Below are 13,105 nucleotides of genomic sequence, written 5' to 3' on the forward strand. Positions count from 1 at the left end.
GAGCGGCGGTTCGGCGCTCCGACTTGTCCCGCGATGAGCGCAACACCGATCCTCAGTCCGGAATGCGCAGCACCTGCCCCGGATAGATCTTGTCCGGGTGTGACAGCAGCGGCTTGTTGGCCTCGAAGATCTTCTGGTATTTGCTGGCATCGCCATACTCAGCCTTGGCGATCGCACTCAAGGTGTCGCCCTTCTTCACCGTGACGAATCGAGCCGCCTGCGCCACCGGCCCGGTGACGGTGATCTGGTCATCCACCGAAGCCACCCCTGCGATGTTGCCTGCCGCCAGGATGATCTTCTCCTTCTCCTCCTGACTCGCCACCTCGCCCTTGAGGATGACCTTGTCACCCTCTACGGTGGCCGAAATATTCGGATTGCCCAGGCCCACGCTCTCCACGTGCTTCTTCAACTGCTCCTCGGCATTCGCGTTGCCGGGGGTCAGCAGATCGATCAACTTCTCGCCGGCTTCCTTCACGAAACTGAACAGGCTCATGACGCGCTCCTTGTTGATGATTCCTCGGAACCTGAGAGTCTAGGCCAGGAATCCGCGGCCCGCTCCACTGCGACCAATCGACGCGGTCTATCACGGCATCGACCCTAGCGATTAGACGCGGCGCGCCCACAAGCCTAGGCTTGTGCTAGTAAAAAGCCGCCGGTGATCCGCCCCGATGAACAGCAAGCCTCCGGTCTGCGCGGCATCAGCACCTCTGTCACTGCCTGCCGCCAGCAACACCTACGACTACGTGCAGCTCTGCGACCATGCGAGCGACAGCACGCCCCTGGCCGAAGAAGTCGCCCTGGCGATCGTCTACAACGGCCTGAACCAGGCGGTGATGCTGGTCAGCCCGACTGACCTGGAAGACTTCGCCGTCGGTTTCAGCGTCGGCAGCGGCATCGTTTCCAGCACCGACGACATCTATGACGTGAAGCTCTCCGGCAGCGGCTCGGCGCTGTATGCCGACCTGGAGATTTCCAGCCGCGCGTTCTGGAACCTCAAGGACCAACGGCGTCAGATGGCCGGCACCAGTGGCTGCGGCCTGTGTGGTGTAGAGGCTCTGGAACAGGCATTGCCCGAGCTCGCGGCACTGCCCGGCGCGCCCCTGCCGCCGGTGGAGTGGCTCAAGGACCTGCGCCAGCGCATCGACGCCTTCCAGCCCCTGGGCCAGCACTGCGGCGCTGTGCATGCGGCGCTGTTCATGGACCGCAACGGCGAACTGCTGCTGGGCCGCGAAGACATCGGCCGGCACAACGCCCTCGACAAACTGATCGGCGCCCTGCTGCGCCAGCGCATCGACACCTCCGGCGGCCTGGCCATCGTCACCAGCCGCTGCAGCCTGGAGCTGATCCAGAAAGTCCTGCGTGCCCGCATCCAGACCCTGGTCAGCCTGTCGGCACCGACCGGCCTTGCCCTGCAATGGGCACGCAAGCACAACCTCAACCTCATCCATCTGCCCAAACACAGCGCACCGCGGGTATTCAGCCCAGCGGCGGAGTCGTAAAAGCCGTGACCTCCTTCGAGAAACTTCCAGACAACGCCCCCGCTTCCACCCCACGCTACAAGCCCTATCACGGCCCAGCCGGCGGCTGGGGCGCGCTGCGCAGCGTGGCCAAGGCCTGGGTCGGCAGCGACAACGCGCTGAAGAACCTGCGTGCACTCCTCAAGACCAACCAGAACGGCGGTTTCGACTGCCCTGGCTGCGCCTGGGGCGACTCGCCCGAGAGCGGCATGGTCAAGTTCTGCGAGAACGGCGCCAAGGCCGTCAACTGGGAGGCCACCAAGCGTCGTGTCGACGCCGCCTTCTTCGCCCGCTACAGCGTCAGTGCGCTGCTCGAGCAGAGCGACTACTGGCTCGAGTACCAGGGCCGCCTGACCGAGCCGATGGTCTATGACCCGGCCAGCGACCGTTACCAGCCGATTGCCTGGGATGCAGCCTTCGAGCTGATCGCCAGCCACCTCAAGGCGCTGGAGTCGCCAGACCAGGCCGAGTTCTACACGTCCGGCCGGGCCAGCAACGAGGCGGCCTATCTGTACCAACTGTTCGTACGCGCCTTTGGCACCAACAATTTCCCCGACTGCTCGAACATGTGCCACGAGGCCAGCGGCGTGGCCCTGGGGCAGAGCGTCGGCGTCGGCAAGGGCACCGTCACCTACGACGATTTCGAACATGCCGACGCGATCTTCGTCCTGGGCCAGAACCCCGGCACCAACCACCCGCGCATGCTCGACCCCCTGCGCGATGCAGTGAAACGCGGCGCCCAGGTGGTCTGCGTCAACCCGCTGAAAGAGCGCGGCCTGGAGCGCTTCCAGCACCCGCAACATCCACTGGAGATGCTGCTCAACAGCGACCGGCCGACCAACACCGCGTTCTTCCGCCCGGCGCTGGGTGGCGACATGGCTCTGCTGCGCGGCATGGCCAAGTTCCTCCTGCAGTGGGAGCGCGAGGCTCAGGCCAAGGGCGAGCCGGCGATCTTCGATCATGTGTTCATCGCCGAGCACGGCCAGGGCGTGAACGAATACCTGGCAGTGGTCGATGCCACACCCTGGGAGCAGATCGTCGAACAGTCCGGCCTGACCCTCGACGACATCGAGCTGTCGGCGCGCATGTACTGCAAAGGCAAACGCGTGATCATGTGCTGGGCGATGGGGATCACCCAGCACCGCCACTCGGTGCCGACCATCCAGGAAATCGTCAACCTGATGCTGCTGCGCGGCAACATCGGTGTACCTGGCGCCGGCCTGTGCCCCGTTCGCGGCCACAGCAACGTGCAGGGTGACCGCACCATGGGTATCAACGAACGCCCGCCGGTAGCCCTGCTCGATGCCATCGAGAAGCGCTTCGGCTTCCCGGTGCCACGCCACAACGGCCACAACACGGTCGAGGCGATCCACGCCATGCTCGAAGGTCGGGCCAAGGTGTTCATCGGGCTGGGCGGCAACTTCGCCCAGGCCACGCCGGATACCGAGCGCACCGCCCAGGCCCTGCGCAACTGTGCGCTGACCGTGCACATCAGCACCAAGCTCAACCGCAGCCACCTGATCCATGGCCAGCAGGCATTGATCCTGCCGTGCCTGGGCCGCACCGATATCGACCTGCAGGCCGAAGGCCCGCAGGCGGTCACGGTGGAAGACTCGTTCAGCATGGTCCACGCCTCCAACGGCCAGTTGCGCGCACTGTCCAAGCAGATGCGCTCGGAGCCTGCGGTGGTCGCCGGCATCGCCGCCGCCACCCTGGGCAACCATCCTGTGGACTGGAACTGGGTGGTGGCCGACTACGACCGGATTCGCGACCTGATCGCCGATACCATCCCCGGTTTTGCCGACTTCAACCAGCGCCTGAACCTGCCGGGTGGTTTCTACCTGGGCAACAGCGCCGGCAGCCGCCAGTGGAAGACCGCGAGCGGCCGTGCCAACTTCAAGCCCAACCTGCTGCCCGACACCTTGCTCGACGAGCGCGTGCGCGCCAGCGGCCAGGTGCCTGACCTGATCATGCAGTCGATGCGTTCGCACGATCAGTACAACACCACCATCTACGGCCTGGACGACCGCTACCGCGGCGTGCGGGGCCAGCGCGAGGTGCTGTTCGCCAACGAGGCCGACATCATTCGCCTGGGCTTCCAGCCAGGGCAGAAGGTCGACATCGTGTCGTTGTGGGGCGATGAGCACGTGCGCCGGGTGGAGGGTTTCACCCTGCTGGCCTTCGACATTCCGGCGGGGCAGGCAGCCGCCTACTACCCAGAGGTGAACCCGCTGGTACCGCTGGAGAGCATCGGCGACGGCAGCCACACGCCAACCTCGAAGTTCATCGCCATCAAGCTGGAAGCCGCGCGCGGGGACGGTCGTATCATCTGATGCCACCACCGCTCCCATACGGGAGCGGGTTCGTCCCACGACGGGACAACCCATACAAGAAAACCCGGCTAATCAACCGGGTTTTTTTGTACTTCCGATAACCTCAGGCCTGCACATTTATCACTGACGTAATGGTCAGCATAAGTTCGCTGCGCGTTTCAACTGATAAAGTTGCCAGTTGTGCAGCAACCAGCAAGGACACAGAGTCAAGGCTCCAAAAAACATCGACGCCAGTCGAGAGGGGATATCTGTGAGCACTGTGATCGACGAGTTCAATGATCTGCCGCTAGGCCAGGTATACGTCAAAGGCGATGTCATCGAACGCCCAAGATTTGGCTACAAGCTGAAAGTCATCAACGAACTGAAATGGACGGTAAAGCAAGAGAACGGCAAAAAGTTTCTGGAGGGCGAAGGGACCGACCGCGATCATCAACCGGGAGACACGCTGATAACGCTTGATGGGACGGCAAGCCGCATCAAGGTTGTCAAAGAAGGCACATTCGAACAGTTTGTCGTGAAGAATGCCAATGGCCAGGTAGTGGGCACAACCGCAGAAGTCAGTCAGCCAGGCATCAAGAGTGTCACGCTCATCCGCTCCATCGACCATAACAGCGCGCACACCAAATTGAAGTCTTTCGAATACGACCCAGAGTGACAGGGCATGGCGTTGCGGACTTGAGCCCGCTACCCTGTTCACTTCCTGTGGGAGCAGGCTCGTTTTGCGATAAAGCCAACACCCAACAAAAAGCCCCGAGCAAACGACCGGGGCTTTTTTTCATCTCAAGTAATCTGAGACCAGCAAAAACAGAGAAAGTTTCACAGCAAAATCAGCAAGTTAGGAAATTGTGTACAACTCGTGCTACTCGTCGGATTTCCATTGCCAGCCGCTTCGCTGAGCCTCAAATTCCGCCTCGTCATCCCTCTGAGGCTCTCTTGATGAAGAAGTACTCCTCGATTCTGTTGTTGTCTTTTGGTCTGCTCAGCGGCGCTGCCATGGCAGGCGGCACCACCGAGGCCGGCATTGGCGGCGCATTGGGTGGGGTACTGGGCTCGGTGGTCGGCCAGTCCATCGGCGGCAACACCGGCTCGGCCATCGGCGCAGGTCTGGGTGGCGCGGCGGGCAGTGCCGTCGGTGCCGACAAGCGCCAGCGCGGTGAAGCCGCCATTGGCGGTGCACTGGGCGCGGCGGGCGGCAACGTCGTCGGCCGTCAGGTCGGCGGCAGCACCGGTAGCCTGATCGGCGCAGCCGCAGGTGGCGGTGCCGGTGGCGCACTGGGTAACTACATGGGCAACAAGGCCGACGAAGACGATCGCCACGACCGCGATCGCGATCGGCGCTACCGCCGCGACGACCGTCGCCATTGGGACCACGGCCATCACTACGGCCATCGCAAGCACAAGCGCCACTGGCGTGACTGATCGGCGTCCACTCACCTACGCCTGATACCTAAGGCCCCGCCCTCACCCGGCGGGGCCTTTGTATTCCGACAGGTCGAGGGCTTAAGGGACACCCCGATATGGAGGCAGGTAGCCACTAGCTATCATTTCCCACCGCCATCACAACAGGGGACGCAGGGAATGCGCACGAGCCTCGTCGATCCAACACGCCAGCCCAAATCCGGGGAGGCAGAAGGATGACGGACGATACGCGCCCGCCACACCTCGACCACGCCTGCTTCCTGCGCATCCGCCGACGGGTTTCCCAGGCCACCGGCCTGCAACTGGCAGACGATCGCCAGAGCATGGTTGCCCATCGCCTGCACGCCCGCTTGCGCTTCCACCGGCTGGCAAGCTTCGAGGCCTACCTCGACCTGATCGATGCACACCCCGGCGAACAGACGCACCTGCTGCACCTGCTCATTGCCCGGGACACCTACTTCTTTCGCGAGCATCGCCACTTCGAACAGTTGCAACGCTGGCTCCCCAGGCTCGCTCACCCGGTGCGCCTGTGGAGTGCGGCCTGTGCCAGCGGCGAAGAGGCCTGGAGCCTGGCCATGGTCGCGCAACAGAGCACATCCGCCGGCTGGCAGGTGCTGGCCAGCGACTACGACAGCGCCCTGCTGCGACAGGCTGAGGCCGGTGTCTACGACATCGCCCAGGCCCGCTACTTTCCCCACGGCTGGCTGGACTGCCATTGCCTGTGTGGCGCCGACGAAGCAGCCGGTCGTCTACGTATCGCACCGAGCCTGCGCGACCGGGTACGCTTCGAGAAGATCAACCTGATCAAGCCGCTGCCGACCGATCTGGGCGAGTTCGATGTAATCCTGCTGCGTAACCTGCTCGCGGGTTTCGACGCGCGGTGCAAGGCCGATGTCCTGCTGCGCCTGATGCCACACCTGCGTCCGGGCGGGCTGTTGATGATCGGCCACAGCGAGAGCATTCACGGCCTGGACCTGCCCCTGCGGCCACTACTGCCGTCGGTGTTCGAACGCCTATGATGAATAGCACTGCCGCATCGAACGGCAGACAAGGACTGGTCGCGCCCCCGCGCGGCAGTGCGCTTGTGGATCGAGCAGGCCTGCCGCCCCCCTTCCCTTGCGAAACAGGCCTTGACCCATGCCCTGCCGAATCCTGCTTGCCGACGACTCGCCACTTTTCCGCGCCGGCCTGCGCGCCCTGCTCGAACAGAAGAAGGAATACACCGTGGTCGGAGACACCAGCGACGGCATGAGCGCCGTGAGTCTGGCGGAAAAGCTGCGGCCCGAGATCGTCGTGCTCGACATGAACAGCGATGCACTGGATTGTCAGCAGGTGCTGCAGGAACTGTTCATCCGGGTTCCGGCCACACGCGTGCTGATGCTCTCGACACGCTCGGAACTGGAGCATGTGATGAGCTGCCTGCAACTCGGCGCCCAGGGCTTCCTGCTCAAGAGCGCCACCGTGGCAGAGTTCGAGCAGGCGTTGCAGACTTTGCGCAGCGGCGGTCAGTACCTGTCGTCGACGGTGCTGCCGATGGTCATCGGGCAGGCCCTCAAGCACAGTCGCAAGCGCACGCCCAGCCCCGCACAAGCGCCGCTGACCACCCGTCAGCTGGAAATCCTGCGCCTGATCGCCCGCGGCGAGAGCACCCGCTCCATCGCCGAGGGGCTGGGGCTGAGCATCAAGACCATCGAGGCCCATCGCTCGCAGATCATGCACCGCCTGCAGATCCACGATGTCCCGGGGTTGGTGCTGTTTGCCGTGCGCGAGGGGATCATTCGCCTCAACGATTGAGCGACAGCCCCGCCAGGATCAGTTGCAGGGTTTCCGGCAACACCGCCGGGTGCCCCGTGGCGCGTTCGATGAATACGTGCACCACAGTGCCCGCCGCACAGGGCTCGGCCTCGCCCGGCCGGTACAACGCCAGGCAAAACTCCACCGTGCTGCCAGACAGCCGCGTCACCCCCAGGCCGACCTCCAGCACATCGGGAAATCCAGGCAGGGCATAGAAGTCCGCGGCAGAGCTGACCACGAAACCCACCAGATCACCGTCGCGCAGGTCCAGTTCAGCCTGTTCGACGAGAAACGCCTGGATGGCCGTCTCGAAGAAGGCATGCACCGTGGAACCGGCAAGGTAGCCGTTGTGGTCGTTGTCCTGCGGGCGGGTGAGGATGGGGTGGAAATGAGAAAAGGCACTGCGCTTGATGGTCTCGGGCATGGGGTATCCAAGGCGGGTGGCAGGAAAGGAAAGCTTCCCACATCTGATCTGGAAAACCATAGACGCAAACACAGCCCTTGATCGCCAGACATGAAAAAGCCGCCCCGAAGGGCGGCTTTTTCAGTGCGGCCAGTACAGCTTACAGCTGTGGGCCAGCGGCCTTGATGGCGTCGGAAACTTCGAACTTCTTGAAGTTTTCGATGAACAGCTTGGCCAGGCCTTTGGCGGCTTCGTCGTAAGCGGCCTTGTCAGCCCAGGTGGCGCGCGGGTTGAGCAGCTCGGTGTCGACGCCTGGAACGGACTTCGGTACGTCCAGGTTGATGATGTCCAGGTGTTCGGTTTCAGCACCGACCAGAGCACCGCTCTGGATTGCGGCGATCACGCCACGGGTGGTCGGGATGCTGAAGCGCTTGCCGACACCGTAGCCACCGCCGGTCCAGCCGGTGTTGACCAGGTAAACCTTGGAGTTGAAGCCATTGATGCGCTTGATCAGCAGCTCGGCGTACTCGCCTGCAGGACGGGCGAAGAACGGCGCGCCGAAGCAGGTGGAGAAGGTCGACTTGATGCCGCCGCCCGAACCCATTTCGGTGGAACCGACCAGCGCGGTGTAGCCCGACAGGAAGTGGTAGGCTGCCTGCTCGTTGTTCAGGATCGACACCGGAGGCAGAACGCCAGTCAGGTCGCAGGTCAGGAAGATGACCGCGTTCGGCTCGCCACCCAGGTTGGCTTCGGCGCGCTTGGCGACGTGCTCCAGCGGGTAGGCGGCACGGCTGTTCTGGGTCAGGCTGACATCGGTGTAGTCGGCTTTGCCGGTTTTGTCGATAACGACGTTTTCCAGCACCGCACCATGCTTGATGGCTTTCCAGATGACCGGCTCGTTCTTCTCGGACAGGTCGATGCACTTGGCGTAGCAACCACCTTCCATGTTGAAGACGACACCTTCGCCCCAACCGTGCTCGTCGTCACCGATCAGGTAACGGCTTTCGTCGGCGGAGAGGGTGGTCTTGCCGGTGCCGGACAGGCCGAAGAACAGGGTCACGTCGCCTTCTTCGCCGATGTTGGCCGCGCAGTGCATCGGCAGCACGTCGACTTCCGGCAGCAGGAAGTTCTGCACCGAGAACATGGCCTTCTTCATTTCGCCGGCATAGCGCATGCCTGCGATCAGCACTTTCTTCTGGGCGAAGTTGAGGATGACGCAACCATCGGAGTTGGTGCCATCACGCTCTGGAACGCACTCGAAGTTGGCGACGTTGAGGATCTGCCACTGATCGCGGCCGGCCGGGTTGAACTGGCCTTTTTCCGGATTGATGAACAGGCAACGGCCGAACAGGTTCTGCCAGGCGGTCTGGGTGGTCATCTTCACCGGCAGGTAGTGCTCGGCTGCAGCACCAACGTGTACGTAGGAGACGAAGTGTTCCTGGGCGTTGTTGAACGCCTCGACGCGGTCCCACAGGGCATCGAACTTGTCGGCTGGGAACTTGCGGTTGATCGGGCCCCAGGCGATGGCGGCAGAGGTGCTCGGCTCATCGACGATGAAACGGTCAGCGGGCGAACGGCCAGTACGGTGACCGGTTTTCACGACCAGTGCGCCAGTATCGGCCAGCACGCCTTCACCGCGTTGCAGCGCATGTTTTACCAGCTCGTCGACGGTCAGGTCGGTGTACACGGTGTTGTTGGCTTGCGTCATGAGATACCCCATCCGGCCCGAGGCCGAGTGCTCCAAACGTTTTGTAGTGGCCTGTTTCAAACTACTACAGCGAAAAAAGTGGCCGGATTATGCCAGAAACGCCCAAAAAAAGTAGGCCCCTCCTGTCGTAACTGCGCTTTTACGCAATTAGACAGGAGAATCTCCTGTAGTGAAGCGTTTCAGTGGCGAGTTTCTGACGCTTCGTCCGTGCCACCACCCGCAAACAATTGCGCTACATCGGTGGCATCGAAGAAATACCGCTCGTTGCAGAACTGGCAATCGATCTCGACCTTGCCACCACATTCCTCGACCAGCGCCTTGGCATCCGCCTCGCCGAGACTGACCAAAGCGTTGCCGGAACGCTCACGCGAGCAGCTGCAGTGGAAGCGCAGCGGCTCGATGTCGAAGAGGCGTACGGCGTCCTCGTGATAGAGGCGGTGCAGCAGGGTTTCGTTGCCTTCGGCCCACTCTTCGGGCTTCAGCGTGCTGGCCATGGCCACTACGTGTTGCCAGCTGTCTTCGCGCTCTTCTTCATCACGCTGGCGGTCGACAGGCAACTGCTGCAGCAGCAGGCCACGGGCCTTGCCCGACGAGGTGTCGAGCCAGAAGCGCGTGTTGAGCTGCTGGGATTGCACGAAGTAGTTGGTGAAGCATTCGGACAGGTTGGCGCCATCGAGGTCGACGGTGCCCTGGTAGCGCTGGCCCTTGACCGGGTCGATGGTCAGCGTGAGGTGGCCACCAGGCATCAGGTCCGCCAGGGTGGCGTCAGCGGCGATCTGATCGGCCTCGTAACGTGCCATGCCGCGGATGTCGCGCTGGCTCGAGCACTCCACCATCAGCAGCGGGATCGGCCCTTGCGAGCGCGCCTGCAGAATCAGCAGGCCATCGAACTTGAGTGCGCCGACCAGTAGCGAGGTGGCAGCCATCAGCTCACCCAGCAGAGCGGCAACCGGCTGCGGATAAGGGTGACGGGCAAGCACTTCGCGGTAGCTCTTGTCGAGCTCGACCCATTCGCCGCGCACATCGCGCTCTTCGAACAGGAAGCGTTGGGTGAAATCGGTATCCGGTAAATCGCTCATGGTTTTGGCTATCTGAAAATTCTGAAAAGGGTGACAAAATGATTACAGGAGCTTACAAAGGCCCGTCGTAAAGCGCGTCCGACGCGCAGAAATTCAGCTGGCAATCGAGGTATTTTATGGATAATCGACCACTGTTCCAGGAAAAGTGGTCCTGGGGACCTCTGGCAGCCTGCACGTTACTGCCCGTCGCTCTACTGTGTTTCTGGTTGTGGCCGTTTGGCCAGATCCTGTTCCTGACTTTCGACGAGTGGCTATTCCGTGCACTCAACGGCCCGCTGGCAGACAACACCACCTGGCGCTACATCTGGACCTTGGGCAGCCTGCGACCCTTCGACATCGTCGTCGGCCTGATCCTGCTCCTGCTCCTGATCAAAGGCGACTGGGTGTTCAAGGCCGTACAGGTCCGACAGGCATTCTTCGGCTTTTTCGTCAGTCTGCTCCTCTTAGTGGTGGTTCGCGCGCTGTTTTCCAAGTGGGTGGATGCATCTGGATGGCAACATGACAGCCCGTCGATCGTATTCGACGACGCCGTGCGCCTGAGCCACTACTACCCGAACCTCGAAGCCCACTGGGAGCTCAAGGACCGTTCCAGCAAGAGTTTCCCGGGCGATCACGCCTCGGTACTGCTGCTCTGGGCCCTGTTCATGAGCCTGTTCAGTCGCCGACTGGTACAGAGCCTGGTGATCTGGGGGCTGGCCGTGTTGTTCATGCTGCCGCGTCTGGTTGCTGGTGCGCACTGGGGACAGGATGACTACATCGGCGGTCTGGGGATGGCATTACTGGCCCTGGGCTGGACCGTGCATACCCCGCTGGCGGCCAAGGCCAGCGCGGCACTGGTGCGCTGGACCTCACCGCTGTTCAGGGTACTCGGCAAGTTGCCGCTGATCGGGCGCATGAGTGTGATGCGCACGGCCTCTTAAGCGCAACTGAAGGCGCAGGTCTACTCGAAACTGCCATGCAACTGGTGGATCTGCCGCCGTTGCTTCTTGTTTGGCCGGCCGTCGGTGGTCACCCCCATCGCCCCGGCCTTGCGCAGTTCGGCGGCCTGTTCGCGGCGCTTCACGCTGTCGGCGGTTTCCTCGTAGAGGGTCTGCGCCTCGGGCGCCCCGCGACGCACCACCGACAGCGCCTTGACCACCACGGTCTTCTCGTCGAAACCGGTGCGCAGCACGAACTCATCGCCTACCCGCGGCTCCTTGCCCGGTTTGCAGCGCTCACCACGGCAATGCACCTTGCCACTCTCGATCGCCGCCTTGGCCAACGCACGCGTCTTGTAGAAGCGCGCCGCCCACAGCCACTTGTCCAGGCGGACCTTATCGTCGTCTTCTGGTTTCTGTGCCATCCCTCTACCTCGAATTCTGTCTTTAACGGAACTGTACTACCGTAACTGTCGGATGCAAAAAGTCCGCGCCATGCTTACAGTTCACCACCTCATTCGCAGGGTGTGCTTCGTGAAAACATTTGACCATCTGACAGTGATCGGCCTGCGCGAGTGGATCGCCCTGCCCGACCTCGGTCTCGCCGGGCTTCGGGCCAAGATCGACACCGGCGCCAGCACCTCCAGCCTGCACGCCACCGACATCGAACCCTTCGAGCGCGACGGCCAGTCGTGGGTGCGCTTCACCGCACACCTGGGTTCGGTGGTGCAACTGCGCCATCGCCGCTGCGAGGCGCCGCTGGTTACCATGAAGACCATCAAGAGCTCCAACGGCCACGCCCAGACCCGCTACGTGATCCGCACGCCGCTGGCGTTGGGCGACCGGGTCTGGGAAGTGGAATTCACCCTGGCCTGCCGCAAGAGCATGCGCTATCGGTTGTTGCTTGGATCGAAAGCCTTGGTCCACGGTCAACTGGTCGTCAACCCCGGCCTCAAGTACGTTCAGGACAAACCGGCCTTCCCGGCCACTCTCTCCCCTGTCACAGGTGCTGCATGAAGATCGCCGTGCTTTCGCGCAACCCGCGTCTGTATTCCACCCGCCGCCTGGTCGAAGCCGGCACCCAGCGCGGCCATGAAATGGTCGTGATCGACACCCTGCGCGCCTACATGAACATCGCCAGCCACAAGCCGCAGATCCACTATCGCGGCAAACCGCTGGAAGGTTTCGATGCGGTGATCCCACGTATCGGCGCCTCGGTGACCTTCTATGGCTGCGCCGTGTTGCGTCAGTTCGAGATGATGGGCGTCTATCCACTCAATGAATCGGTGGCCATCGCCCGCTCGCGGGACAAGCTGCGCTCTCTGCAACTGCTGTCACGCCGCGGCATCGGCCTGCCGATCACAGGCTTCGCTCACTCGCCGGATGACATTCCCGACCTGATCCAGATGGTCAACGGCGCACCGCTGGTGATCAAGGTGCTCGAAGGCACCCAGGGCATCGGCGTAGTGCTGTGCGAAACGACCAAGGCTGCCGAGTCGGTCATCGAAGCGTTCATGGGCCTGAAGCAGAACATCATGGTCCAGGAGTACATCAAGGAGGCCGGCGGCGCCGATATCCGCTGCTTCGTGGTCGGCGACAAGGTCATCGCCTCGATGAAGCGCCAGGCCAAGCCCGGCGAATTCCGCTCCAACCTGCACCGCGGTGGAGTGGCCAGCCTGATCAAGATCACCCCCGAGGAACGCATGACGGCCATTCGTGCGGCCAAGGTCATGGGCCTTAGCGTGGCCGGGGTGGATATCCTGCGATCCAATCATGGCCCGCTGGTGATGGAAGTGAATTCGTCGCCGGGGCTGGAGGGTATCGAGGTCACCACCGGCAAGAACGTTGCCGGGATGATCATCGAACATCTGGAGAAGAACGGCGGGCCGAACCAGACTCGGACCAAGGGCAAGGGCTGATTCGAAACCGTTGCGG

General features: G+C 62.6%; 14 protein-coding genes. 9 read left to right on the plus strand and 5 right to left on the minus strand.

Annotation, left to right across the window (positions count from 1 at the left end):
• Positions 1 to 52: 52 nt before the first annotated feature.
• Positions 53 to 493 (minus strand): peptidoglycan-binding protein LysM, encoded by a 441-nt coding sequence (gene lysM / locus ACPZMI_RS09140; protein WP_054891686.1) that lies wholly within the window; start codon positions 491 to 493, stop codon positions 53 to 55.
• A gap of 175 nt (positions 494 to 668) precedes the next feature.
• Here lysM and fdhD point away from each other — a divergent pair, with 175 nt between their 5' ends.
• The 6 genes from fdhD to ACPZMI_RS09170 all read left to right on the plus strand — a co-directional run bounded on the left by fdhD (position 669) and on the right by ACPZMI_RS09170 (position 7,063).
• Entirely contained in the window at positions 669 to 1,499 is an 831-nt protein-coding gene (gene fdhD / locus ACPZMI_RS09145; RefSeq protein WP_426352074.1) for a formate dehydrogenase accessory sulfurtransferase FdhD, read from the plus strand.
• Positions 1,500 to 1,504: 5 nt separating this feature from the next.
• The gene (locus ACPZMI_RS09150) at positions 1,505 to 3,850 is read left to right on the plus strand and encodes an FdhF/YdeP family oxidoreductase (RefSeq protein WP_426352075.1); all 2,346 of its coding nucleotides are present in this window, start codon (positions 1,505 to 1,507) and stop codon (positions 3,848 to 3,850) included.
• A 250-nt stretch (positions 3,851 to 4,100) separates the two neighbouring features.
• A complete protein-coding gene (locus ACPZMI_RS09155) occupies positions 4,101 to 4,505 on the plus strand; it encodes a hypothetical protein (protein WP_186667432.1) in 405 nt (134 codons plus the stop codon).
• Positions 4,506 to 4,786: 281 nt separating this feature from the next.
• Positions 4,787 to 5,269, plus strand: a complete 483-nt coding sequence (locus ACPZMI_RS09160) for a glycine zipper domain-containing protein (RefSeq protein ID WP_186667431.1) — start codon at positions 4,787 to 4,789, stop codon at positions 5,267 to 5,269.
• Positions 5,270 to 5,484: 215 nt separating this feature from the next.
• The gene (locus ACPZMI_RS09165) at positions 5,485 to 6,288 is read left to right on the plus strand and encodes a CheR family methyltransferase (protein ID WP_426352076.1); all 804 of its coding nucleotides are present in this window, start codon (positions 5,485 to 5,487) and stop codon (positions 6,286 to 6,288) included.
• Positions 6,289 to 6,406: 118 nt separating this feature from the next.
• The gene (locus ACPZMI_RS09170; protein WP_186710718.1) at positions 6,407 to 7,063 is read left to right on the plus strand and encodes a response regulator; all 657 of its coding nucleotides are present in this window, start codon (positions 6,407 to 6,409) and stop codon (positions 7,061 to 7,063) included.
• On the opposite strand, the gene ACPZMI_RS09175 is transcribed toward ACPZMI_RS09170, so the two are convergent.
• From ACPZMI_RS09175 to hslO, 3 genes are all read right to left on the minus strand, one after another.
• Entirely contained in the window at positions 7,053 to 7,487 is a 435-nt protein-coding gene (locus ACPZMI_RS09175; RefSeq protein WP_186710720.1) for an acyl-CoA thioesterase, read from the minus strand. The two genes, ACPZMI_RS09170 and ACPZMI_RS09175, sit on opposite strands and share 11 nt — an antisense overlap.
• Before the next feature lie 139 nt (positions 7,488 to 7,626).
• Complete coding sequence (locus tag ACPZMI_RS09180; protein WP_411383607.1) at positions 7,627 to 9,174, minus strand: phosphoenolpyruvate carboxykinase; 1,548 nt, start codon at positions 9,172 to 9,174, stop codon at positions 7,627 to 7,629.
• A 179-nt stretch (positions 9,175 to 9,353) separates the two neighbouring features.
• Positions 9,354 to 10,253 carry an Hsp33 family molecular chaperone HslO gene (hslO, locus tag ACPZMI_RS09185; RefSeq protein WP_186720202.1) on the minus strand — a complete coding sequence of 300 codons (900 nt, stop codon included), beginning with the start codon at positions 10,251 to 10,253 and terminating at the stop codon, positions 9,354 to 9,356.
• A 116-nt stretch (positions 10,254 to 10,369) separates the two neighbouring features.
• Here hslO and ACPZMI_RS09190 point away from each other — a divergent pair, with 116 nt between their 5' ends.
• Positions 10,370 to 11,173 carry a phosphatase PAP2 family protein gene (locus ACPZMI_RS09190; RefSeq protein WP_186710724.1) on the plus strand — a complete coding sequence of 268 codons (804 nt, stop codon included), beginning with the start codon at positions 10,370 to 10,372 and terminating at the stop codon, positions 11,171 to 11,173.
• Positions 11,174 to 11,193: 20 nt separating this feature from the next.
• Here ACPZMI_RS09190 and ACPZMI_RS09195 read toward each other — a convergent pair whose 3' ends face one another.
• On the minus strand, positions 11,194 to 11,595 hold the full coding sequence (locus tag ACPZMI_RS09195) for an RNA-binding S4 domain-containing protein (protein ID WP_186667424.1): 402 nt from the start codon (positions 11,593 to 11,595) through the stop codon (positions 11,194 to 11,196).
• Between the two features lie 109 nt (positions 11,596 to 11,704).
• On the opposite strand from ACPZMI_RS09195, the gene rimB reads away from it, so the two are divergent.
• Positions 11,705 to 12,187 (plus strand): retropepsin-like aspartic endopeptidase RimB, encoded by a 483-nt coding sequence (gene rimB / locus ACPZMI_RS09200; RefSeq protein ID WP_063542222.1) that lies wholly within the window; start codon positions 11,705 to 11,707, stop codon positions 12,185 to 12,187.
• Entirely contained in the window at positions 12,184 to 13,089 is a 906-nt protein-coding gene (gene rimK, locus ACPZMI_RS09205) for a 30S ribosomal protein S6--L-glutamate ligase (protein ID WP_015268602.1), read from the plus strand. Before rimB ends, rimK begins: the two co-directional genes overlap by 4 nt.
• The last annotated feature ends 16 nt before the right edge of the window (positions 13,090 to 13,105 follow it).

Source organism: Pseudomonas wayambapalatensis (assembly GCF_049942315.1).
Classification (GTDB): Bacteria; Pseudomonadota; Gammaproteobacteria; order Pseudomonadales; family Pseudomonadaceae; genus Aquipseudomonas; species Aquipseudomonas wayambapalatensis.